Annotated in this window: 19 protein-coding genes; 14 read left to right on the plus strand and 5 right to left on the minus strand. The window is 72.5% G+C overall.

The window, feature by feature from the left end; genetic code table 11:
- Window positions 1-119: 119 nt before the first annotated feature.
- Window positions 120-1709 (plus strand): phosphoglycerate dehydrogenase, encoded by a 1590-nt coding sequence (gene serA / locus ACZ68P_RS06450; protein WP_471003444.1) that lies wholly within the window; start codon window positions 120-122, stop codon window positions 1707-1709.
- A 99-nt stretch (window positions 1710-1808) separates the two neighbouring features.
- Here serA and ACZ68P_RS06455 read toward each other — a convergent pair whose 3' ends face one another.
- Window positions 1809-2921, minus strand: a complete 1113-nt coding sequence (locus ACZ68P_RS06455; RefSeq protein ID WP_471003447.1) for a PucR family transcriptional regulator — start codon at window positions 2919-2921, stop codon at window positions 1809-1811.
- Between the two features lie 182 nt (window positions 2922-3103).
- Between ACZ68P_RS06455 and ACZ68P_RS06460 the strand changes: the two genes are divergently transcribed.
- The 3 genes from ACZ68P_RS06460 (at window position 3104) to ACZ68P_RS06470 (ending at window position 6419) form a co-directional block, all read left to right on the plus strand.
- The gene (locus ACZ68P_RS06460) at window positions 3104-4087 is read left to right on the plus strand and encodes a proline dehydrogenase family protein (protein ID WP_471003450.1); all 984 of its coding nucleotides are present in this window, start codon (window positions 3104-3106) and stop codon (window positions 4085-4087) included.
- A 30-nt stretch (window positions 4088-4117) separates the two neighbouring features.
- Window positions 4118-5749 (plus strand): L-glutamate gamma-semialdehyde dehydrogenase, encoded by a 1632-nt coding sequence (gene pruA / locus ACZ68P_RS06465; protein WP_471003452.1) that lies wholly within the window; start codon window positions 4118-4120, stop codon window positions 5747-5749.
- A 124-nt stretch (window positions 5750-5873) separates the two neighbouring features.
- The gene (locus ACZ68P_RS06470) at window positions 5874-6419 is read left to right on the plus strand and encodes a GNAT family N-acetyltransferase (RefSeq protein ID WP_471003455.1); all 546 of its coding nucleotides are present in this window, start codon (window positions 5874-5876) and stop codon (window positions 6417-6419) included.
- A gap of 27 nt (window positions 6420-6446) precedes the next feature.
- Here the strand turns inward: ACZ68P_RS06470 and ACZ68P_RS06475 are convergent, their stop codons facing one another.
- Together ACZ68P_RS06475 and ACZ68P_RS06480 are read right to left on the minus strand one after the other, a co-directional pair.
- Complete coding sequence (locus tag ACZ68P_RS06475) at window positions 6447-7172, minus strand: hypothetical protein (RefSeq protein ID WP_471003457.1); 726 nt, start codon at window positions 7170-7172, stop codon at window positions 6447-6449.
- Window positions 7169-7510 (minus strand): PadR family transcriptional regulator, encoded by a 342-nt coding sequence (locus tag ACZ68P_RS06480; protein WP_471003460.1) that lies wholly within the window; start codon window positions 7508-7510, stop codon window positions 7169-7171. The genes ACZ68P_RS06475 and ACZ68P_RS06480 overlap by 4 nt, the downstream gene beginning before the upstream one ends.
- A gap of 280 nt (window positions 7511-7790) precedes the next feature.
- Between ACZ68P_RS06480 and ACZ68P_RS06485 the strand changes: the two genes are divergently transcribed.
- From ACZ68P_RS06485 to ACZ68P_RS06495, 3 genes are all read left to right on the plus strand, one after another.
- On the plus strand, window positions 7791-7922 hold the full coding sequence (locus ACZ68P_RS06485; protein ID WP_365718345.1) for a hypothetical protein: 132 nt from the start codon (window positions 7791-7793) through the stop codon (window positions 7920-7922).
- A 104-nt stretch (window positions 7923-8026) separates the two neighbouring features.
- Window positions 8027-9067, plus strand: a complete 1041-nt coding sequence (locus ACZ68P_RS06490) for a 3-isopropylmalate dehydrogenase (protein ID WP_471003463.1) — start codon at window positions 8027-8029, stop codon at window positions 9065-9067.
- A 247-nt stretch (window positions 9068-9314) separates the two neighbouring features.
- On the plus strand, window positions 9315-10403 hold the full coding sequence (locus ACZ68P_RS06495; RefSeq protein WP_471003466.1) for a branched-chain amino acid aminotransferase: 1089 nt from the start codon (window positions 9315-9317) through the stop codon (window positions 10401-10403).
- Window positions 10404-10564: 161 nt separating this feature from the next.
- Here the strand turns inward: ACZ68P_RS06495 and ACZ68P_RS06500 are convergent, their stop codons facing one another.
- The gene (locus ACZ68P_RS06500) at window positions 10565-11983 is read right to left on the minus strand and encodes a cytosine permease (RefSeq protein WP_471003469.1); all 1419 of its coding nucleotides are present in this window, start codon (window positions 11981-11983) and stop codon (window positions 10565-10567) included.
- A gap of 140 nt (window positions 11984-12123) precedes the next feature.
- Between ACZ68P_RS06500 and ureA the strand changes: the two genes are divergently transcribed.
- The 7 genes from ureA (at window position 12124) to ACZ68P_RS06535 (ending at window position 22495) form a co-directional block, all read left to right on the plus strand.
- On the plus strand, window positions 12124-12807 hold the full coding sequence (gene ureA / locus ACZ68P_RS06505; protein WP_471003471.1) for an urease subunit gamma: 684 nt from the start codon (window positions 12124-12126) through the stop codon (window positions 12805-12807).
- Window positions 12807-14489, plus strand: coding sequence for an urease subunit alpha (locus ACZ68P_RS06510; RefSeq protein ID WP_471003474.1), 1683 nt, complete (start codon window positions 12807-12809; stop codon window positions 14487-14489). Before ureA ends, ACZ68P_RS06510 begins: the two co-directional genes overlap by 1 nt.
- Window positions 14490-14500: 11 nt before the next feature.
- Window positions 14501-15517: an agmatine deiminase family protein gene (locus ACZ68P_RS06515; RefSeq protein ID WP_471003477.1), complete on the plus strand. Its 1017-nt coding sequence runs from the start codon at window positions 14501-14503 to the stop codon at window positions 15515-15517.
- A 189-nt stretch (window positions 15518-15706) separates the two neighbouring features.
- Window positions 15707-16339: a TetR/AcrR family transcriptional regulator gene (locus ACZ68P_RS06520; protein WP_471003480.1), complete on the plus strand. Its 633-nt coding sequence runs from the start codon at window positions 15707-15709 to the stop codon at window positions 16337-16339.
- Window positions 16340-16817: 478 nt separating this feature from the next.
- Window positions 16818-18434: a citramalate synthase gene (cimA, locus tag ACZ68P_RS06525; RefSeq protein ID WP_471003482.1), complete on the plus strand. Its 1617-nt coding sequence runs from the start codon at window positions 16818-16820 to the stop codon at window positions 18432-18434.
- A gap of 90 nt (window positions 18435-18524) precedes the next feature.
- Window positions 18525-21107 (plus strand): glycoside hydrolase family 3 N-terminal domain-containing protein, encoded by a 2583-nt coding sequence (locus tag ACZ68P_RS06530; RefSeq protein WP_471003485.1) that lies wholly within the window; start codon window positions 18525-18527, stop codon window positions 21105-21107.
- 47 nt (window positions 21108-21154) lie between these two features.
- The gene (locus ACZ68P_RS06535) at window positions 21155-22495 is read left to right on the plus strand and encodes a hypothetical protein (protein WP_471003488.1); all 1341 of its coding nucleotides are present in this window, start codon (window positions 21155-21157) and stop codon (window positions 22493-22495) included.
- Window positions 22496-22577: 82 nt separating this feature from the next.
- Here ACZ68P_RS06535 and dnaN read toward each other — a convergent pair whose 3' ends face one another.
- A complete protein-coding gene (gene dnaN, locus ACZ68P_RS06540) occupies window positions 22578-23684 on the minus strand; it encodes a DNA polymerase III subunit beta (RefSeq protein WP_471003491.1) in 1107 nt (368 codons plus the stop codon).
- Window positions 23685-23712 lie beyond the last annotated feature (28 nt).

Genomic DNA, 23712 nt, shown 5'->3' on the forward strand with positions numbered 1-23712 from the left:
TACACTCTCAACAACATTCGCGTTCAGGCCCACAGCGTCGTGCGCTTTCACGCGGCAAGCCCCCTCCACCGCCTGCGGCCGTCGGGACGGCCGTCCGCACTGGATCTGTGAGGACTCACGTGAGCTCGAAACCTGTCGTACTCATCGCTGAAGAGCTGTCGCCCGCCACCGTGGACGCGCTGGGACCGGACTTCGAGATCCGGCACTGCAACGGCGCCGACCGCGACGAGCTGATTCCCGCCATCGCCGACGTGGACGCGATCCTGGTCCGCTCCGCGACCAAGGTCGACGCGGAGGCCATCGCCGCCGCGAACAAGCTCCGCGTCGTCGCCCGTGCCGGTGTCGGCCTGGACAACGTGGACGTCTCCGCCGCCACCAAGGCCGGCGTGATGGTCGTCAACGCCCCGACGTCCAACATCGTCACCGCCGCCGAGCTCGCCTGCGGCCTGCTCGTCGCCACCGCCCGTAACATCCCGCAGGCCAACACCGCCCTGAAGAACGGCGAGTGGAAGCGGTCGAAGTACACGGGTGTCGAGCTGAGCGAGAAGACCCTCGGTGTCGTCGGCCTCGGCCGCATCGGCGTCCTGGTCGCCCAGCGCATGTCCGCGTTCGGGATGAAGATCGTCGCCTACGACCCCTACGTGCAGCCGGCCCGCGCCGCCCAGATGGGGGTGAAGCTGCTGGCCCTGGACGAGCTCCTGGAGGTCGCCGACTTCATCACCGTCCACCTCCCGAAGACCCCCGAGACCCTCGGTCTCATCGGCGACGAGGCGCTGCACAAGGTCAAGCCCACCGTCCGCATCGTCAACGCCGCGCGCGGCGGGATCGTCGACGAGGCCGCCCTGTTCTCCGCCCTCAAGGAGGGCCGGGTCGCCGGCGCGGGTCTCGACGTGTACGCCAAGGAGCCCTGCACGGACTCCCCGCTCTTCGAGCTCGACCAGGTCGTCTGCACCCCGCACCTCGGCGCGTCCACGGACGAGGCCCAGGAGAAGGCCGGTATCGCGGTCGCCCGTTCGGTGCGCCTCGCGCTCGCCGGCGAGCTGGTGCCGGACGCGGTCAACGTCCAGGGCGGCGTCATCGCCGAGGACGTCAAGCCGGGTCTGCCGCTCGCCGAGAAGCTCGGCCGCATCTTCACCGCCCTCGCGGGCGAGGTCGCGGCGCGGCTCGACGTCGAGGTGTACGGCGAGATCACCCAGCACGACGTGAAGGTGCTCGAACTCTCCGCGCTCAAGGGCGTGTTCGAGGACGTGGTCGACGAGACCGTGTCGTACGTCAACGCCCCGCTGTTCGCGCAGGAGCGCGGTGTCGAGGTGCGGCTGACGACCTCCAGCGAGTCCCCGGACCACCGCAACGTGGTCACCGTGCGCGGCACGCTCGCGAGCGGCGAGGAGGTCTCGGTCTCCGGCACCCTGGCCGGCCCCAAGCACCTCCAGAAGATCGTCGCCGTCGGCGACTACGACGTGGACCTGGCGCTCGCCGACCACATGGTCGTGCTGCGCTACGAGGACCGTCCGGGTGTGGTCGGCACGGTCGGCCGGATTCTCGGCGAGGCCGGTCTGAACATCGCGGGCATGCAGGTCTCCCGCACGGAGGAGGGCGGCGAGGCGCTCGTCGTGCTCACCGTGGACGACACGGTTCCGGCGAACGTCATCGCGGAGATCTCCGAGGAGATCGGCGCGAACTCGGCCCGTTCGGTCAACCTGGTCTGATCGACCGCACAGCCACGCCCGCACCCGGCTTCTGGACCGTCGTCTCGGTCCGGACGCCGGGTGCGGGCGTTCGTGCGTGGCCCGTGCCGACGGGGCTCTCTAGAGGCGGGCCGACTTCAGGGACATGTGGAGCAGCAGGCGGTCCTCGCCGTCGTCCAGGTCCAGGCCCGTGAGCTGCTCGACCCTGGAGAGCCGGTAGTAGAGGGTCTGACGGTGGATGCCGAGGGCGGCCGCCGTCCGGCCCGCCTGGCCGGCGTTGTCGAGGAACACCTCCGCCGTCCGGGCCAGCTCGGCGTGCGCGGGGGCGAGCAGCGGCGCGACGACGGGGTCGATCTCGGGGTGGTACAGCGCCGCGAGGAGGCGGTACGGCCCGATCCCGGCCCAGTCGGCGACCGGCCCGAGCTTCGGCTGAGCCGCCGCGGCGCGGGCCGCCGTGCTGGCCTCCCGCCAGGCCGCCGGGAGCTCCGCGAGACCGCGCCGGGGGGTGGCGATACCGGCCGGGGCGTTCGCGCGCAGCCGTTCCGCGGCCGTACGGGCGGGGGAGAGGTCCTCGGCCGTGCGCAGCCGTACGAGGGCCGCGAGGGATCCGCCGTCCGGGAGCGCCGTGACCGCCGCCGCGCCGGGGACCGCCCGGATCGAGGGGGCCTCGCCCTGCCAGGGGGTCACGCAGACCACGGTGTGCAGACCGTCCGCGCCGGGCCCCAGAGCCGCGCGCAGCGCCGCCAGGGCCATGTCGCCCTGCCAGCCCCGACCGGCGGTCAGGACGGCGGCGAACTCGCGTGAGAGGTCGGAGCCCGCGCGCTCCTCGTCCGCGAGGAGGCCGCCGATCCGGGTGGCGACCTCCATGGCCGCCGCGAGCTGGGCGGGCGTGGGGTGCGGCTCGGCGTCGAGCAGCCAGACGTACCCGAGGACGACCCCCCGGTGCCGTACGGGAAGGCAGATGCGGTCCCGGAAGACCCCGGCGTCGGGGGCGGCGGGGATGCGGACCGGGCCCGTCGCCCGGGTGATGCCGAAGCCCTCGAACCAGGCGCGGACGGCCGGGGTCGACTTCCGCGTCAGGATCGACCGCGTCCTGACCGGGTCCATCGCGCTGTCGTCGTCGCTGTCGTGGGCGCCGAAGGCGATCAGCCCGAAGTCACGGTTCTCCAGCGTCGCCGGGGCTCCGAGCAACGCCGAGATCTCGTCCACCAGCTCCTGGTAATCGCCCTTCACGGCCCCATTCTCGCACCCTTCAGACATATGTATGAGATGCCGCGCACGGATGCGTGACAGCTGTCGATGGCAGAGGATCGGAGCGATCCTTAGGTTTCACGGTGGTTCTCCGTGCTGTTCCCGGTTCCTTACGAAAGACCGGCTACGGCACGCTTCGTCACCCTGCCCTTCTGGAGGTCCCCGTGCTGGGTCCCGTGATCCTCGCCGCGTCCCGCAGCGACAAGATGCGCCGTTTCGTGTCGGCCGCCCCGGGGACCAAGCAGGTCGTCGACCGGTTCATCGCCGGTGAGACCGTCGACCACGTCATCCCGATCGTACGGGACATCACCGGCCGCGGCCTGGAGGTCACCCTCGACGTCGTCGGCGAGGACATCACCACCGTCGAGCAGTCCCATGCCGCCCGTGACGCCTACCTGGAGCTGATCGGCCGCCTCAAGGAGCTGGGCCTGGGCGCCCGCGCCGAGATGTCGGTGAAGCTGTCGATGTTCGGACAAGCGCTGGAGATCGAGGGGGGCGAGCCTGCGGGGTTCTCGGTCGAGGGTGGTGGTGGGCGACGGGCGGGCGGGCACGAGCTGGCCCTCGCCAACGTCCGGCCCGTCGTCGAGGCCGCCGCCGAGATCGGCACCACGGTCACGCTGGACGCCGAGGACCACACCACCCTCGACTCGATGTTCGCCATCCACCAGGAGCTGCGGAAGGACTTCCCGCAGACCGGCTGCGTCATCCAGGCGTACCTCTTCCGCACGGAGGAGGACGCCCGCCGCCTCGCGGCCGACGGCTCCCGCGTCCGGATCGTGAAGGGCGCCTACAAGGAGCCCGCGTCCGTCGCCCTCCAGGACAAGTCCGAGATCGACAAGGCCTACGTCCGGATCATGAAGATCCTCATGGACGGCGAGGGCTACCCGATGATCGGCTCGCACGACCCGCGGCTCATCTCCATCGGCCAGGAGCTGGCCCGCCGCGCCGGGCGCAAACTGGACGAGTACGAGTTCCAGATGCTCTACGGCATCCGCGGCGAGGAGCAGAACCGTCTCGCCGCCGAGGGCCACCGCATGCGCGTCTACACCGCCTTCGGCACCGACTGGTACGGCTACTTCATGCGCCGCCTCGCGGAGAAGCCGGCCAACCTCCTCTTCTTCGCCCGCTCCATCCTCACCAAGGGCTGAGCCCACCTCTCACAAGGAGTAACGAGACTCATGGACGCTGTCACCCAGGTCCCCACTCCGGTCAACGAGCCGGTGCACAGCTACGCCCCCGGTTCCGCCGAGCGCGTCCGCCTCGAGGCCAAGCTCAAGGAACTGGCCGAGAACCCGCGCGAGCTTCCGATGACCATCGGCGGCGTCAAGCGCATGGGCGGCGGCGAGCGCTTCGACGTCGTCCAGCCGCACAACCACAAGGCCGTCCTCGGCACCTTCGCCGCGGCCACCGAGCAGGACGCCCAGGACGCCATCGACGCCGCCCTGGCCGCCGCCCCGGCCTGGCGCGCGATGTCCTTCGACGACCGCGCCGCGATCATCCTGCGCGCGGCGGAGCTGCTGGCCGGCCCCTGGCGCGAGACGCTCGCCGCCTCCACCATGCTCGGCCAGTCCAAGACGGCCCAGCAGGCGGAGATCGACACCCCCTGTGAGCTGGTCGACTTCTGGCGCTTCAACGTGGCCTACGCCCGCCAGATCCTCGCCGAGCAGCCGCCGGCGAACTCCCCGGGTGTGTGGAACCGCCTCGACCACCGCCCGCTGGAGGGCTTCGTCTACGCGATCACGCCGTTCAACTTCACGGCCATCGCCGGCAACCTGCCGACCGCCCCCGCCCTCATGGGCAACGTGGTGGTCTGGAAGCCGTCCCCGACGCAGACCCACTCCGCCGTGCTCCTCATGGAGCTCCTGGAGGAGGCCGGCCTGCCCAAGGGCGTCATCAACCTGGTGACGGGCGACGGCATCGCCGTCTCCGAGGTGGCCCTGAACCACCGCGACCTGGCCGGCATCCACTTCACCGGCTCGACCCGGACCTTCCAGCACCTGTGGAAGACGGTCGGCAACAACATCGAGAAGTACCGCTCCTACCCGCGGATCGTCGGCGAGACCGGCGGCAAGGACTTCGTCGTCGCCCACCCGAGTGCCGACCGTGCCGTCCTGAAGACCGCGCTGACCCGCGGCTCCTTCGAGTTCCAGGGCCAGAAGTGCTCCGCGTCCTCGCGTGCGTACGTCCCGGCCTCGATCTGGAACGACGGCTTCAAGGAGGAGTTCGCGGCCGAGGTCGACGGCATCCGGATGGGTGACGTCACCGACCTGACCAACTTCATCGGCGCCGTGATCGACGAGCGCTCCTTCGCCAAGAACAAGGCCGCGATCGACCGCGCGAAGGCCGACCCGACCTGCACCGTCATCGCCGGCGGCACCTACGACGACTCCGAGGGCTACTTCGTCCGCCCGACCGTCATCGAGTGCTCCGACCCGGCGAACGAGGTCTTCACGACCGAGTACTTCGGCCCGATCCTCGCGATCCACGTGTACGAGGACGAGAAGTACGACGAGATGCTGACCCAGATGGAGTCGGTCTCGGACTACGCCCTGACCGGCTCGGTCATCTCGGGCGACCGCGCCGCCGCCGCGTACACGATGGACAAGCTCCGCTTCGCCGCGGGCAACTTCTACATCAACGACAAGTCGACCGGCGCCGTCGTCGGCCAGCAGCCCTTCGGCGGCGGCCGCGCCTCCGGTACGAACGACAAGGCGGGCGCGCCGCAGAACCTGATGCGCTGGACGCTGACCCGCGCGATCAAGGAGACCCTGGTCCCGCCGACCGAGTACGGCTACCCCCACATGGGCTGACGCCCCTCACGGGCCGTCCGGCCCGTCCCCGACACCGCCCCCTTCCTTGGTCCCCCAACCGAGGACGGGGGCGGTTCCCCTGAGGGACCTGCCCCTCACGGTCCCGCCGCGGCACACTGGGGGCGTGACCGACTCCGTACACCTCGCCCCCACCCACGAACTGGGCCCCGAACGGACACGCGCCGTACGGGAGATGCTCGTCGCCGCGTTCGACGGCGACTTCTCCGACGAGGACTGGGACCACACCCTGGGCGGTCTCCACGCCTGGGTGGAGGACGAGCGCGGCCTCGCCGCGCACGGCAGCGTCGTGATGCGCCGTGCGCTGCACGGCGGCCGCTCGTTCCGGGTGGGGTACGTCGAGGGCGTCGCCGTGCGCGGTGACAGGCGACGCCAGGGTCTCGGCGGGATCGTGATGGCCGAGCTGGAGCGGGTCATCGACGGGGCCTACGCCTTCGGGGCGCTCTCCGCGTCCGAGGAGGGGACCGTCTTCTACCGGGGACGCGGCTGGGAGCCGTGGCGGGGCCGGATCGAGGCGACGGGCCCCGAGGGGATCGTCCCGCTGCCCGGGGAGGAGGACGCCCTCCATCTGCGGGCCGCCGGGGGCCGGGGGCTGCCGGCACCGGACGCCGCCGCGCTCGTCTTCGACTGGCGCGACGGGGACGTGATGTGACCGGCGGTCGGCCGTGAGGCGACCGGCTCAGCGGCCACGGGCGGGAAGCGCCTGCTTCGTCTCCTGGTGCGCCATGTACGTGGCGGCGGCCGCCCAGCCCATGCCGGAGAGCGGGAAGACGTACCCCGGCAGGCCGAGACCCGCGACGGCCACCACCAGGCACGCCACCACGCTGACCGCCCAGATGCCGAGGGCCACCGCGCCCCGGCGACTCAGGAACAGCCACCCGCCGGGGCGCGCAGGGCGGGCGCCCAGCTCGCCCGCCGGCCCGGCGCTCGCCGCCTTCGGGCGCTTGAAGTAGCCGTACATCATCCAGACGCCGCACAGCTCCCAGCCCTCGGGCTCCAGCTCGGCCAGGACCTGCTCGCGCCGTCTGCCCTTGATCACCTCGCGCCGGTACTCCCAGCGCAGCGCCGCCCCGGGCGCGCGGCGGCACACGAACCGGCCGAGCGCGTCGAGCGACTCCACCTCCCAGCCCTGGTCACCGTGGACCGCGAGCATCCGCCGGTCGTTGAAGAGGTCCGCGGTCCAGGTCCAGGTCTCGGCCGCCTCGTCCGGCTCGCCGGGCAGCGGTGCCAGACCGCCGAGCCGCGCCGCGAAGGCGGCGGCCGGGCCGAACTCCTCCTCGGGGCCCGCCCCCGTCTCGGCGAGGTGACCGCGCAGATCGGCGACGGTCGACTCGATCTGGTCGTCCCGCACGCCCGCGGTGCGCAGCGCGGTGGCGAGGTCGGCGAAGTAGGTGTCCGTGGTCATGGTGTCGATCCCCCTGGGTGCAGCGTGGTCCGTACGGCCCGGTGGAATTCCAGCCAGGCGGCGCTCTCGGCCGCGAGGTGTTCGCGCCCCCGCTCGGTGAGGCGGTAGTAGCGGCGTCCGGGGCCGCGTTCGGCGGCCCGGAACTCGGCGTCCAGCAGCCCCGCTTCCTCCAGCCGGTTGAGCACCGGATAGAGCGTCCCGCCCTTGATCTCCCCGAGTCCCGCCTCGGCGAGGGCCTTGGCGATCTCGTACCCGTAACTCTCGCCGCCGGTCAGGCGGGAGAGGACGAGCAGGTCGAGGACTCCCTTGAGCCAGCTGGATCTGCGGTCTGCGGCCATGGCTGTATTCCATCACTAGCTAGGTAGGAAAACAACCTAGCTAGGAAAACCGAAAGGAGGGGGCCGTCTCAGATAGTAGGAAGTCCGAGTAGTTGTGGAGACAAGTGCGCTGCCCTGCCCTAGCTTTGTAGGAGCCGAACGTCTCGCTTCATCAGCGAATGGCGGTCGAGAGCGCGACGCCCTGTGCAGGCCACCCCTGCGGCGGCGCTCCCCGCCCCCTCCGGCGCCTTCGATCATCACTGATCTCGGATCATCACTGATCTCAAGGAGTCGATCCCTCATGGCCACTCAGACCGCCCGTCGCGTCCGTCACTCCGCCTCCCGCCCCAGCGACGACGCCCGCAAGAACGCCGCCGCGGCCCTCCAGCGGGCCCTCGACCGCCGCGACAACGGCGGCGAGTCCGGCCACTGACCCCTGCCGGGCCCCGGGCCCCGCCGGTCCGGGCCCGGACCCCGCGTACGTCCGTATGGTGGACATCGCGTGTCAGCCGCTGGGACGAGGAGTAGGGTGCCGACATGTCTCACAGCATCGATCTCGCAGTCATTCCCGGCGACGGCATCGGCCAGGAGGTCGTGGCCCAGGGCCTCAAGGTCCTCGCCGCCGCGCTCCCGCAGGATGTGAAGCTGGAGACGAAGGAGTACGACTTCGGCGCCAAGCGCTACCACGCGACCGGTGAGACCCTCACCGACGCGGACGCCGAGGCGCTGAAGCAGCACGACGCCATCCTCCTCGGCGCGATCGGAGACCCGTCGGTCCCGTCCGGCGTCCTGGAGCGCGGCTTCCTGCTGAAGCTCCGCTTCCTCTTCGACCACCACGTGAACCTGCGTCCCTCGAAGCTGCTCCCCGGCGTGTCGACCCCGCTCAAGGGTCAGCCCGAGATCGACTTCGTCGTGGTCCGCGAGGGCACCGAGGGCCCGTACACCGGCAACGGCGGCTCCATCCGGACCGGCACGCCGCACGAGGTCGCCACCGAGGTCTCCGTGAACACGGCCTTCGGTGTCGAGCGCGTGGTCCGCGACGCCTTCGCCCGCGCCCAGGCCCGCCCGCGCAAGAAGCTGACGCTGGTCCACAAGAACAACGTCCTGGCGTACGCCGGTCACCTCTGGACCAACATCTTCAACAAGGTGGCCGAGGAGTTCCCCGAGGTCACCACCGACTACCTGCACGTGGACGCGGCGACGATCTTCCTCGTCACGCAGCCCGAGCGGTTCGACGTGATCGTCACCGACAACCTCTTCGGCGACATCATCACCGACCTCGCCGCGGCCGTCTCCGGCGGCATCGGCGTCGCCGCCTCGGGCAACATCAACCCGAGCGGCGAGTTCCCCTCCATGTTCGAGCCCGTCCACGGCTCCGCGCCGGACATCGCGGGCCAGGGCAAGGCGGACCCGACGGCCACCGTCCTCTCCGTCGCGCTGCTCCTGCGCCACCTCGGCTACGAGACCGAGGCCGGCCGCATCGAGGACGCCGTCGCGGCCGACCTGACCGAGCGCGGGGACTCCGTCCGCACGACGGCCGAGATCGGCGACGCGCTCGCGGTACGCGTAGCGAGCTGACCCGCCGACTGATCACTCACACAGCCGCCGGGTCGCCCTCAGCGCCCGGCGGCTGTCCCCTTTTCGCGGTCGCCGGGTGCCCCCTCTCACACTCCGGACCGCGCGCACACCGTTTCCCGCACCGCTTTCCACGGGCGATAATCGAACGTGGGGCCGCGGCATGCGGGCAAGCTCGGACGTCCTAGCAGAGCACTGGTAGCGGCGTCGGCGCGGTCCGTCACACACAACCGGTGAAGGACACGCAACGATGACGACGCCCACGATCGAGCTCAAGCCCTCCTCCAGCCCGCTGTCCGAAGCGGAGCGGGAGGCGATCCTGGCCAACCCCGGGTTCGGCCGCCACTTCACCGACCACATGGTGACGATCCGCTGGACCGAGGGCCGGGGCTGGCACGACGGCCAGCTCGTGCCGTACGGTCCGCTCTCCCTCGACCCGGCCACCAACGTCCTGCACTACGCGCAGGAGATCTTCGAAGGACTGAAGGCGTACCGCAGGCCCGACGGCTCCGTCGCCAGCTTCCGCCCCGACGCCAACGCCCGGCGCTTCCAGTCCTCCGCGCGCCGTCTGGCGATGCCGGAGCTGCCCGTCGAGACCTTCATCGAGGCCTGCGACCTGCTCGTGCAGCAGGACAAGGCGTGGGTCCCGCCGCACGGTGGTGAGGAGTCCCTCTACCTGCGCCCCTTCATGATCGCGACCGAGGTCGGGCTCGGTGTGCGGCCGGCCAACGAGTACCTCTTCGTCGTCATCGCCTCGCCCGCCGGACCGTACTTCCCCGGCGGCGTGAAGCCGGTCTCCATCTGGCTCTCCGAGGACCGTGTCCGCGCCGTCCCCGGTGGCGTCGGCGACGCCAAGACCGGCGGCAACTACGCCGCCTCCCTGCTGGCGCAGGCCGAGGCCGCGCAGAAGGGCTGCGACCAGGTCGCCTACCTCGACGCCGTGGAGCACAAGTGGGTCGAGGAGCTCGGCGGCATGAACCTGTACTTCGTGTACGGGAACAGGATCGTCACGCCCACCCTCACCGGCTCCCTGCTCGCCGGCATCACCCGTGACTCCCTCCTCCAGCTCGCGAAGGACCTCGGGTACGAGGCGGAGGAGGGCCGGGTCTCGATCGACCAGTGGCACGCCGACTCCGAGAACGGCAGCCTCACCGAGGTCTTCGCCTGTGGCACGGCCGCGGTGATCACCCCGGTCGGCACGGTGAAGGCGGCCCGTGGCGAGTGGCAGCAGTCGGGCGGACAGCCCGGCGAGGTCACGATGCGCCTGCGCGACGCGCTGCTCGCCATCCAGACCGGCAAGTCCGAGGACGTCCACGGCTGGACGCACCAGCTGGCCTGAGCCGCCGGAACGTGATCGACGGGGGCGCCCCTCGGGGCGCCCCCGTCGTCATGCCCGGGCCCAGTCCGTTGGAAGGGCCACGGCGGAAAAGCCCGTTGGAAGGGCCACGTCGGAAGAGCCGGTCGCGAGGACCCGTCGGAAGAGCCGGCCCGGAGGACCGGTCAGGAGACGGCGACCGCCTCCGCGTCCGCCTTCGCCTCGGTGTCCGTCCTCGGCGTGAGCACCGCGTAGAGCAGGGCGCCCACCACGCCCGACAGGACGAAGCTGCAGTCGACCCCGCCCGTCAGGGCCAGCAGCGGACCCTCGTAGAGCGGCGTGGAGACCGACGCGAGTCCCACGGCGGCGCCCAGCGCCCAGGAGACGACGGCCCGCGCGTGCCAGCCCCCGGCGAACCAGTACACGCCGCCGCGCGCCCGCCGGTTGTAGACCTGGAGCGCCTCCGGGTCGTACGTCCCGCCGCACCGCCTGTGCCCGATCAGCGTGATCACGGCCCAGGGCGTGCCGACCGCGGTGAGCAGCAGCACGAACGACGTCATCGCCGTCTGCGCGTCCGAGGCGAAGTGGCCGAGGAAGACGAAGGCCGTCGCCACCGCCGCGACGACCAGCGTCGCCCGCGCCCGGGTCGCGCGCGGCAGGATCGCGTCCAGGTCGAGGCCCATCGAGTACAGCATGAGGCCGGCGTTCCCGACCGAGCCCGCCGTCGCCGCGAGCAGCAGCGGGACCAGGTACCAGACGGGGGAGGCGTCGACGAGCGGCCCCGCGTAGTCCAGGCTCCCGCGCGCCGCCAGGGCCGTGTACGTACCGAAGAGCTGAGGGATCAGCAGGCCGGCGAGGAGGCCGAGACAGGTGGTGCGCCAGACGGTCTTCGAGCTGTACCGGGCGGGGGAGACGTAGCGGGTGTAGTCGCCGAGGAGCGTGATGAACGCGACGGGTCCGCTGAGTCCGGCGGCGACCGCGGACAGCGCCCACGTCGGCCAGAACGAGCCCAGGAGGTACGGCGTGTCCGGCGCCGGCGCCGCGGTGAAGTCGCCCGCGTAGGCCACCAGGCCGGCCGCGAGGAGCACGACCATGCCGATCGCGAGCGCCTTGCTGAGCTGGAGCAGCAGCCGGTAGCCGTACACGGCGGCGACGACCGTGCAGGCGGCGAGCAGGGCGTAGACGGCGGCGTGGGTGGCGTCGCCGGTCGGCAGGCCGGTCAGGCGGGCGAGCGTGCCGACCATCACGTCCCCGCCGATCCACAGCGTCAGGGCCGTGTAGCCGAGCGAGAGCAGCAGCCCCACGACCGAGCCGACCAGCCGTCCGCGTACGCCGAAGAAGGCGCCGCTGGAGGTGGAGAGGTTGGTCGCGGTGCGCAGGGACACGAGCGCGAGCGGGGCGGTGAAGGCGACTCCGACGAGGGTGCCGGCGACCACGGAGGTCACCGACGCCCACAGGCCGAGGCCGAAGGAGACCGGCAGCCAGCCGAAGACGATGACGCCGAGGCAGAGGTTCGAGCCGAGCAGGATCGACAGCAGGTCGCGGGGGCCGCTGGTGCGTTCCGCTTCGGGGATGGTGTCGACTCCGCGCTGTTCTATCGGCATGGGGGCTCCCTGCGGGGGCTAGAGTCCGGACGAGGTTTTAGAGCGACGCTCAATGTGACCCATGCCCGGCGGGTCAGTCAATGCTTGGAAGCAGCGGATTCTAGGTTTAGAGTGTCACTCAAACAGGAGGTGTTTCTGACGTGCGACTGACCCCCACGGAACGCGACCGGCTGCTGCTCTTCGGCGCCGCCGAGCTCGCCCGGGCCCGCCGGGCGCGGGGCCTGCGGCTCAATGTGCCCGAGGCGACCGCCCTCATCGCGGACACCGTCTGCGAGGCGGCCCGCGACGGAAGGCGACTCGCCGAGGCGATCGCGGCCGCCCGGTCCGTCCTCGGCCCGGACGACGTGCTGCCGGGCGTGGCCGATGTCGTCACCGAAGTACATGTCGAGGCCGTTTTCGACGACGGCTCGCGGCTCGCCGTCGTCTCCGACCCGATCGGCGGCGGCGCCCTCGGTGACGGGGCCCCCGGCGCCCTGCTGCCGGGCCCCACCCGGGAGGAGGAGCCGCCCGCGCTCACCCTGACCGTCCGCAACACCGCGGCCGTCCCCGTCAGCGTCACCTCCCACTTCCACTTCTTCGAGGCCAACCCGCGGCTCGACTTCGACCGCGCGGCGGCCTACGGCATGCGGCTCGCGGTCCCCGCCGGATCCTCGTTCCGCTTCGACCCGGGCGGCGAGGCGGAGGTGGGGCTGGTCCCCATCGGCGGCGCCCGCGTCGCCATCGGGTTCGCGGGCCTGGTCGACGGTCCGCTGGACGGACCCGGCGCGAAGGAAGAGGCCCTGCGGCGCGCGGCGGCCTGCGGCTACCTGGGAGCGGAGGCGTGATGGATCCCTACGAGTACGCGTCGGTGCACGGCCCCCGTGCGGGCGACCGGGTCGTCCTGGGCGACTCCGGTCTCGTCGTCCGGGTCGAGTCGGACTCCCAGAAGCCCGGTGACGAGTTCCTCGCCGGATTCGGCAAGACCGCCCGCGACGGGCTGCACCTCAAGGCCGCGGCCGTCCGCGAGACCTGTGACGTCGTGGTGAGCAACGTCCTTGTGATCGACGCCGTCCTGGGCATCCGCAAGGTGTCCATCGGTATCCGCGAGGGCCGCATCCACGCCATCGGACGGGCCGGCAACCCGGACACCCTCGACGGCGTCGACGTGGTCGTCGGCACCGGCACCTCCATCGTCTCCGGCGAGGGGCTCATCGCCACCGCCGGAGCCGTCGACACGCACGTCCACCTCCTGTCGCCGCGGATCATGGAGGCCTCGCTCGCCTCCGGTGTCACCACTGTCATCGGCCAGGAGTTCGGCCCGGTCTGGGGTGTGGGCGTCAACTCGCCGTGGGCCCTCCGGCACGCCTTCGGCGCCTTCGACGCCTGGCCCGTCAACATCGGCTTCCTCGCCCGCGGCTCGTCCTCCGACGCGGCCCCGCTGGTGGAGGCGCTCGCCGAGGGCGGCGCGTCCGGGTTCAAGGTCCACGAGGACATGGGCGCGCACACCCGCGCCCTGGACACCGCCCTGCGGGTCGCCGAGGAGCACGACGTCCAGGTCGCCCTGCACAGCGACGGCCTCAACGAATGCCTCTCGGTCGAGGACACGCTGCGGGTCCTGGACGGGCGTACGATCCACGCCTTCCACATCGAGGGCTGCGGCGGCGGGCACGTGCCGAACGTGCTCAAGATGGCGGGCGTGCCGAACGTCATCGGCTCCTCCACCAACCCCACGCTGCCCTTCGGCCGCGACGCGGTCGCCGAGCACTACGGGATGATCGTCTCCGTCCACGACCTGAAGACCGACCTGCCCGGCGACGCCGCCATGGCGCGCGACCGCATCCGGGCGGGGACGATGGGGGCGGAGGACGTCCTGCACGACCTCGGCGCGATCGGTATCACCTCCTCCGACGCGCAGGGGATGGGAAGGGCCGGCGAGACCGTACGCCGGACCTTCGCCATGGCCGGCAAGATGAAGGCCGAGCTGGGCCCGCTGGCGGGCGACGGCGCGCACGACGACAACGCGCGCGTGCTGCGCTACATGGCCAAGCTGACCATCAACCCGGCGATCGCCCACGGCCTCGCGCACGAGATCGGCTCCCTCGAGGTCGGCAAGATGGCCGACATCGTGCTGTGGCGGCCGGAGTACTTCGGCGCCAAGCCCCAGATGGTGCTGAAGTCCGGCTTCCCGGCGTGGGGAGTCGTGGGCGACCCGAACGCCGCCACGGACACGTGCGAACCGCTCGTCCTCGGACCGCTGTTCGGCGGCCACGGAGCGGCCCCCGCGGACATCTCGGTCGCCTTCGTCGCCCAGGCGGCCGTCGACCTCGGCTCCGACCGGATGCCGACCCGGCGCAGGCGCGTGGCGGTCCGCGGCACGCGCGGCATCGGGCCGGGCGACCTGCTCCTCAACTCCCGTATCGGAGACGTCGCGGTCGACGGCAGGACGGGTCTGGTGTCGCTGGACGGCGACCCGATCCGCTCCGAACCGGCCGAGTCCATCTCCCTCAACCGTCTCTACTTCCTCTGAGGACTCCTCTCATGACCTTCCGTATGCCGCCCGAGTGGGCCCCGCACGAGCGCACGTGGATGGCCTGGCCCGGCCCCAACCCCACCTTCACCAACGAGGAGGAGCTGGCGGAGGCGCGCGGGGCCTGGGCCTCGGTGGCCCGTGCCGTACGCCGCTTCGAGCCGGTGACGATGGTGGTCGGCCCCGGCCAGCTGGACTCCGCGCGGAAGCTGCTCGGCGACGCGGTCGAGCTGGTCGAGCGGGACCTCGACGACGCCTGGATGCGGGACATCGGCCCCACCTTCGTCACGGACGGCTCCACGCTCGCGGCCGTGGACTGGGTCTTCAACGGCTGGGGCGGCCAGGACTGGGCCCGCTGGGAGCACGACTCCAAGATCGCCCGCCATGTCGCCGATCTGGCAGCCGTCCCGGTGCTGTCCTCCCCGCTGGTGAACGAGGGCGGCGCGATCCATGTCGACGGCGAGGGAACGGTTCTGCTGACCGACACCGTGCAGCTCGGCGCGGGCCGCAATCCCGAGTGGACCCGTGAGCAGGTCGAGGCGGAGATCCACGCCAAGCTCGGCACGACCAAGGCGATCTGGCTCCCGCACGGCCTGACCGGCGACTACGGTCTCTACGGCACCCAGGGCCACGTCGACATCGTCGCCGCCTTCGCGAAGCCGGGCGTCGTGGTCGTCCACAGCCAGCAGGACCCGGCCCACCCCGACCACGAGCGCTCCCGGATGTACGTCGACCTCCTCAGCCGCCGGACGGACGCGAAGGGCCGGCGGCTGGAGGTCGTGGAGATCCCCGCCCCGACCGTCCTGAAGGACGAGGAGGGCGACTGGGTCGACTACTCCTACATCAACCACTACCTGTGCAACGGCGGCGTGGTGCTGTGCGGTTTCGACGACCCGAACGACGAGATCGCGGCGGGCATCTTCCGCCGGCTGTTCCCGGAGCGGATCGTGACGCTGGTCGACGCGCGCGCGATCTTCGCGGGCGGGGGCGGCATCCACTGCATCACGCAGCAGCAGCCGAAGGTCTGAGAGCGCCCGGTACGGGCCGCGGGCCGGGTGACGGCCCGCGGCCAGGGCGCCGATCGGGCACGAAGGCGCCGATCGGCACGGGGCGCGCCGACCGTGACCGTCGACCGGCGCGCCCCGTGCCGGGACGCCCGGTGCCGGGATGTCCGGGGCCGGGACACCGATGCCGAGCCGATCGGGTAGAACGTACGAGTGAGCAGCACCAGCCCGAACCCCGCCGCCTCCCCCCGCCGCCGCAACCAGGCGGCCCCGCCCCGCGAGCAACTCCTCGCCGCCGCCATGGACACCATCGCGGAGCGCGGGCTCGACGGGCTCACCATGGCCGGGCTCGGGCGCGAGGTCGGGATGAGCAGCGGGCACCTGCTGTACTACTTCCGCACCAAGGACGAACTGCTCCTGCAGACCCTGGAGTGGAGCGAGGGGCGGCTCGGCGCCGAGCGCAGCGCCCTGCTCTCGCGGCCCGGGACCGCACGCGAGCGGCTCGACGGGTACGTCGACGTGTACGTCCCCGACGGCCCGCGCGATCCGCACTGGACACTCTGGCTGGAGGTCTGGAACCGGTCCCAGAACGCCGACGAGGACGCCCGCGCCCGGCAGGCGGCCATCGAGGGCGCCTGGCACCGGGACCTGGTCGCGCTGGTCGCCGAGGGGGTCTCGCGGGGGGAGTTCCGGGCGGTGGACCCCGACCGGTTCGCGGCCCGGATGCGGGCGCTGCTCGACGGCTTCAGCGTCCACGTCGCCGTCGGCATCCCCGGCACCGGGCGGCAGCAGGTCCTCGCCCACGTGCGGGAGTTCGTCGAGGAGACCTTGCTCGCGCGCGCGTGACGAGGGCCCCCGCGCGCGTGACGACGGACCCCCGTGCGCGTGACGACGGACCCCTCGCGTGCGCCACGCCTGACGCGCGGCCATCGCTCGCGCGCGCGTGACGAGGAGCCCGCGCCCGCTGCCCGCCCGTCGAGCGGCGAGCGGACCGCCCGCGTGCCCGTAACGCGCCGCGTGCCCGGCTCGTTCCGTATGGTGAGATCCCTGTCCCGCGTGCGGTGTGCCTGTGGCAGACTGCGAGCGTGTCTGCTACCACCCTGATTATCGGCAGCAGCGCGCCGGTCCGCAGTGACCGCTGAACCGTGGCTCGAATCCCGCGGCAGTGGACACCGTGCCCCAGACCCGCGCGCAGACCTCTCGCACCCGCGAGGGGTTTTTTCGTTTTCCGGCCCCACCACCGCCGGACAGCGACCGCGCGCGAAAATGGGGGCAAGTGGATCCAGACCTTCCGGAGCCACATCCGACAGGAGCCATCACAGTCATGACCACGGAGACCGACGCGAGCCCGCGTCCCGACGACAGCTTCCACGTCTTCGACACGACGCTGCGCGACGGGGCGCAGCGCGAGGGCATCAACCTCACCGTCGCGGACAAGCTGACCATCGCGCGGCACCTCGACGAGTTCGGCGTGGGCTTCATCGAGGGCGGCTGGCCCGGTGCCAACCCGCGGGACACCGAGTTCTTCGCCCGCGCCCGGCAGGAGATCGAGTTCCGGAACGCGCAGCTCGTCGCCTTCGGCGCGACCCGCAGGGCGGGCGGCAGGGCCGCCGAGGACCCCCAGGTCAAGGCGCTCCTCGACTCCGGCGCTCCGGTGATCACGCTGGTCGCCAAGTCGCACGACCGGCACGTCGAACTCGCCCTGCGCACCACCCTGGACGAGAACCTGGAGATGGTCCGCGACACCGTCGCCCACCTCGTCTCCCAGGGCCGCCGGGTCTTCGTCGACTGCGAGCACTTCTTCGACGGTTACAAGGCCAACCCGGCCTACGCCAAGGCCGTCGTCCGCGCCGCCTCCGAGGCCGGCGCCGACGTCGTGATCCTCTGCGACACCAACGGCGGCATGCTCCCCGCCCAGGTCCAGGCCGTCGTCGCCACCGTGATCGCCGACACCGGCGCCCGTCTCGGCATCCACGCCCAGGACGACACCGGCTGCGCCGTCGCCAACACCCTCGCCGCCGTCGACGCGGGCGCCACCCACGTCCAGTGCACCGCCAACGGCTACGGCGAACGGGTCGGCAACGCCAACCTCTTCCCGGTCGTCGCCGCGCTGGAGCTGAAGTACGACAAGCGGGTGCTGCCCGAGGGCGCGCTGGCCGAGATGACCCGCATCTCGCACGCCATCGCCGAGGTCGTCAACCTCACCCCCTCCACCCACCAGCCCTACGTGGGCGTCTCCGCCTTCGCGCACAAGGCCGGCCTGCACGCCTCCGCCATCAAGGTGGACCCCGACCTCTACCAGCACATCGACCCCGAGCTGGTCGGCAACACCATGCGGATGCTCGTCTCCGACATGGCCGGCCGCGCCTCCATCGAGCTCAAGGGCAAGGAGCTGGGCGTCGACCTCGGCGGAGACCGCGAGCTGGTCGGCCGGGTCGTCGAGCGGGTCAAGGAGCGCGAGCTCAAGGGCTACACCTACGAAGCCGCCGACGCCTCCTTCGAGCTGCTGCTCCGCGAGGAGGCGGAGGGCCGCCAGCGGCGCTACTTCCGTACGGAGTCCTGGCGCGCGATCGTCGAGGACCGGCCCGACGGCATCCACGCCAACGAGGCGACCGTGAAGCTCTGGGCCAAGGGCGAGCGGATCGTCGCCACCGCCGAGGGCAACGGACCCGTCAACGCCCTGGACCGGGCGATGCGGGTGGGCCTGGAGCGGATCTACCCCCAGCTGGCCAAGTTCGAGCTGGTCGACTACAAGGTCCGCATCCTGGAAGGCCGCCACGGCACGGAGTCCACGACCCGCGTCCTGGTCACCACGAGCGATGGCAACGGCGAGTGGTCGACGGTGGGCGTCGGCGAGAACGTGATCGCCGCCTCGTGGCAGGCCCTGGAGGACGCGTTCACCTACGGGCTGCTGCGCCTGGGCATCGACCCCGCCGAGTAGCGGCCGCGGAGGAGCGGTCGCGGAGGAGCGGCGACGGCGCGAGCGCGTCGTAACACCCGATATGTCCGGCTACGCCCCAGCATGGGCGGCATGGGTAGGACGAACATCAGCACGCGCACGAGGAGGGCGGCGGCCGCGGCGGCCGCCGCCCTCCTGACCGGCAGCCTCACGGCCGCCGCGGCCCCCGCCGCCACCGCCACCGTCCCCGTCCGCGCGGCCCCGGCCGCCGAGGACACGCCCCGGATCACCGCCGCCCCGGTCACCACCGTGACCGAGGGCGCCACGGCCCAGGTGCGCCTCACCCTCCAAGCGGCCCGCGCCCTCGCCGAGCCCGTCTCGGTCACCTACGTGACCGGGAGCGGAACCGCCCGGCCGGGGAGCGACTACCCGGCCGCCGGCGGCCGCGTCACCTTCCCGGCGGGCGCCGCCCCCGGCCTCACCCGCACCGTCCGGATCCCCACCCACGGCGACGGCGACGCCGAGACGGCCGAGACCATCCCGGTGCGGCTCACCGTCGAGGGCGCAGGGGGCCCGGCCACGACCCCCCTGGTCGTCGTCGACGCCCACGGTCTGGGCTACCTCGACAGGACCCGGTCCGTCCGCGAGCGCGCCGCAGACCTCCTCGGGCGGATGACGCTCACGGAGAAGGCCGGCCAGATGACCCAGGCCGGCTACAACACCCTCGGCGCCGCCGAGGACATCACCACGTACGGGCTCGGCTCGGTCACCTACGAGGGCGAGGAGAACCCGACGCCCCGCACCCCCGCGGAGTGGCGGCACACGACCGACGCGCACCAGGCCCGCGCCCGCGCCACCCGGCTCCAGATCCCGCTGCTGCTGGCCTCCGACGCCGTGCACGGCCACGCCTTCGCCAAGGGCACGACCGTCTTCCCGCACAACATCGGCCTCGGCGCCGGCCGCGATCCCGGGCTCGCCGAACGCATCGCCGCCCTCACCGCCCGCGAGACCCGCGCCACCGGCGTCTCGTGGAGCTTCGCGCCCTGTGTCTGCGTCGCCCGCGACGAGCGCTGGGGACGTACCTACGAGTCGTTCGGCGAGGACCCCGAACTGGTCGGCTCCATGGCCGTCGTCGTCCGTGGCCTCCAGGGCGCCGCGGACGGCTCGGACCTCGACCGCAACGACCGGGTGCTGGCCACCGCCAAGCACTTCGTCGGCGACGGCGGCACGGTCTACGGCACCGCCGCGCCCCCCTACGTGATCGACCAGGGGGTCACCAGGATCGGCCGCGCGGAGCTGGACGACATCCACCTCCGCCCGTTCAGGAAGGCGCTCGGGTACGGCGCCGGCGCGGTCATGCCCTCGTTCTCCTCCCTCGAACTCGACGGCGACGGCGCCGTCAAGATGCACGCCCACCCCGAGATGCTGGGCGGCGTGCTCAAGGGCGACCTCGGCTTCCGCGGAATCGTCGTCAGCGACTGGGAGGCCGTGGACCAGATGCCCGGCGACGCGGTCACCAACGTGCGGGACGCCGTCAATGCCGGCATCGACATGAGCATGGCCCCCCTCACGTACAAGGAGACCGCCCGGATCATCGCCGAGGAGGCCGCCGCCGGCCGTATCGCCGGCGCGCGGATCGACGACGCGGTCCGCCGCATCCTGGAGCAGAAGTTCCGCCTCGGACTCTTCGAGCGCCCGTACGCCGACCCCGAGCACGTCGCCGGCATCGGCTCCGCCGCCCACCGCGCCGTCGCCCGCGAGGCCGTCGCCAAGTCCCAGGTGCTGCTGAAGAACACGCCGGGGGTGCTGCCGCTGAGTCCGCGCCAGCGCGTGTACGTCGCCGGTTCCAACGCCCACGACCTCGGCAACCAGTCCGGCGGCTGGACCGTGACCTGGCAGGGCTCCTCCGGCCGGCTGGTCCCCGGCACCACCATCCTGGAGGGCATCCGGGCCGCCGCCCCCGGTGCCCGCGTCACCCACTCGCCGGACGCCTCCGCCCCCCTCGACGGACACGACGTGGGCGTGGTCGTCGTCGGCGAGACCCCGTACGCCGAGGGGCTCGGCGACGTCGGCGTGGACGGTCACGACCTGGAGCTGTCGCAGGCCGACGGCAAGGCCGTGGACACCGTCTGCTCGGCGATGACCTGCGTGGTCCTGATCGTCTCCGGGCGCCCGCAGCTGGTGGGCGACCGGCTCGCGGAGATGGACGCGCTGGTGGCCTCCTGGCTGCCCGGCACCGAGGGCGCCGGAGTCGCCGACGTGCTCTACGGCAAGCGGCCCTTCACCGGACGGCTCCCGCTGAGCTGGCCGCGGAGCCTCGCGCAGGTGCCGATCAACGTCGGCGACGCGGTCTACGATCCGCAGTTCCCGTACGGCTGGGGCCTGACCACCGGGGGCGGGGCGCAGGGCGCGGCCAAGACGCCGACGGGTGGCACGCCGCGGAGCGGTGACGCCGGCCCGGCCGCCACCACGCAGCAGGCAGGCGGCACACCACCGGCCGGCACCCCGCGGCAGGCGGGCGCCGTGGCCGGGTCCGAGGACGAGCTGTCCCTGCTCCGGCGGTCCGTCCAGGACGCGGTGCGCGGCGCCGGCACGGGCGGGATGACCCCCTCCGTGGCGAAGCCGTTCGCCGAAGCCGAGCAGCGGCTCGCCCGGGGCGACCGGGCGGGCGCCCTCCGGCTTCTGCGGAGCGCGCACCAGGCCGCGGTGAGATAGTTCGGCACGTATGGCCTGGTTTTCATCCTTTCGGGTAGTTTCAAAGCATGAGGACTCGGCCGCTCCACCTTCTGTCGGCCCTCGCGGGGCTGGCACTCCTGCTGCTCCTCGCCCTGGCCCCGTCCGCGGGTGCCAGGGCGACGGGGATTCCCGACGCGGCCGCGGCCCTGAAGCAGGGCCCGGTCTACGTCGACCCGGGCGCCGCCGCCCAGCTCTCCGAGGCCGACGCGGCGGCCCTCGCCCAGAAGATCGAGGACGCGGACAAGCCGCTCTTCGTGGCCGTACTGCCGGCGAACGCCCAGTTCCCGCCGGACGACCTGCTGCGCAACCTGCGGACCGAGACCGGCGTGACCGGGCTCTACGCCGTCCGCCTCGGGGGCGGCTTCGACGCCGGCGCCGACGCCTCCGTGATGTCCCGCAACGCCGTGGACAACCTCGTGACGGCCGTGCGCCAGCCGGGCGTCGACGCGGCCACGGAGCTGAACAACTTCGTCGACCAGGCACTGCCGACCATGCGCGGCTCCGCCCCGTCCTCCTGGGGTTCGGTGGGCACGGGTGACTCCGGTGTCCCCGTCGGGGGCCTGATCACCCTCGGCGCGGTCGCCGTGGCCGGAGGCGCCGGCGCGTACGCGGTCGTCCGCCGCAACCGGCTCCGCAAGGAGGCCGCCGAGCGGGAGGCCCTCGAACGGCTCCGGGTCGTCGTCGACGAGGACATCACCGCCTTCGGCGAGGAGCTCGAACGTCTCGACTTCCATCCGGCCGAGCCGGGCTCCGACGACGCCAAGCGCGGCGACTACGAACGCGCCCTCGACTCCTACGACCGGGCCAAGTCCCTGATGGGCTCCGCGACGCACCCGCACGACGTCCGGGCGGTGACCCAGGCCCTGGAGGACGGCCGCTTCTCGCTCGCCGTCCTGGCCGCCCGCAGGGAGTCCCGGCCCCTGCCGGAGCGCCGGCCGCCCTGCTTCTTCGACCCCCGCCACGGCCCGTCCGCCACGGACCGGAGCTGGGTTCCGTCCGGGGGCGCGGCGCGCCAGGTCCCGGTCTGCGCGGCCGACGCCGCCCGCCTCGACGACGGGCGGGACCCCGAGGCCCGCACGGTCGAGACCGACGCCGGCCGCCGGCCGTACTGGGAGGCGGGACCGGCCTACGGCCCCTGGGCGGGCGGCTACTTCGGCGGCGGCATGCTCCCCGGCCTGCTGGTGGGCACCATGCTCGGCTCGATGCTCTCCACTCCGGCCTACGCCGGCGAGTACGGCGGCTCCGAGTTCGAGGGCGGCGACTTCTCCGGCGCGGACTTCAGCTCCGGGGACTTCGGCGGCAGCGGGTTCGGTGGCGGCGACTTCGGCGGAGGCGGCGGTGGATTCGACGGCGGAGGCGGCTTCTAAGCGAGATCCGCGCGGGCGCGGGAGGCTCGCCCGGCAGCCCCGCGCCGGTGCTGCACGAGCGGTTGCAAGCCCCGCGCCGGTGCTACACGAGCGGCTTCACCGACATCAGCAGATGGCGGTGCGCGCCTCCCTCTCCGTCGGTGATCAGGGCCCGCTGGCCCGGGCCGAGCAGATGGAACCGCACGGAATCGACGGTGAAGGAGCCGAGCGCGTCCAGGAGGTACCCGGGGTTGAAGGCGACCGTCAGTGACCGCTCCCCGTCCAGGACCGCCGGAAGCCGCTGGGAGGCGGTGTCGTCCTCGTACCCGGCCTGGAGGTGGACGGCGTCGCCGGTGAAGGACAGCTGGACCGGGCCGTCGCCCTCCGCGACCACCGCGACCCGCTTCACGGCCTCCACCAGGGGAGCCCGGTCGGTCACGGCGACGGCGTGCTCGCCCAGCGAGAACAGCTTGTCGTGGCGGGGGAGCCGGCCGTCGAGCAGGCGGGTCGTGGTGCGGACGCCGTCGCTCTCGAAGCCGATCGAGCCTCCGTCCAGAGCCAGCCGCACCAGACCGGCGCCGGAGAGGGCGCGGGCGATCTCGGTCAGCCGTCGCGCGGGCACCACGATGTCGGTGTCCCCGGCCGCGTCGGCGCCGTCCAGGGGCTTCCACTCCAGCGTGCGGACGGCGTAGCGGTACCGGTCGGTCGCGGCCAGTGTCATCTCCGTACCGTCCAGGGCGAGGCGTATCCCCGTCAAGACGGGCAGCGAGTCGTCCCGGCCCGCGGCCACCGCCACCTGGCCGACCGCCGCCGCGAAAGCGTCGGCGTCCACCATGCCCCGGAACGGAGGAAGCTCCGGCTGCGCCGGATAGTCCTCCAGGGGCAGCAGGGACAGCCCGAACCGGGCGCCCCCACCGGACACCGCGAGCCGGGCCCCCTCGCTCGCGCAGTCCACCGGCCCCCGGGGCAGGACCTTGCAGATGTCCAGCAGGCGCCGCCCCAGGACCAGCGCCCGGCCCTCGGCGGTCGTGTCCGCCTCCACCTCGATCCGTGCCGACGCCTCGTGGTCGAGGCCGCAGACGCGCAGCCGGCCCTCGCGCGCCTCCAGGAGGAGGCCGCCGAGGACGGGCACGGGGGAGCGGGCGGGCAGGACCCGCGCGGCCCAGGCCACGGCGTCGGTCAACTCGCCGCTGTCGATACGGAATTCCATACGGGCGACGCTAGCGGCCGCCACTGAC

It is taken from the genome of Streptomyces sp. NPDC036822 (assembly GCF_055609145.1).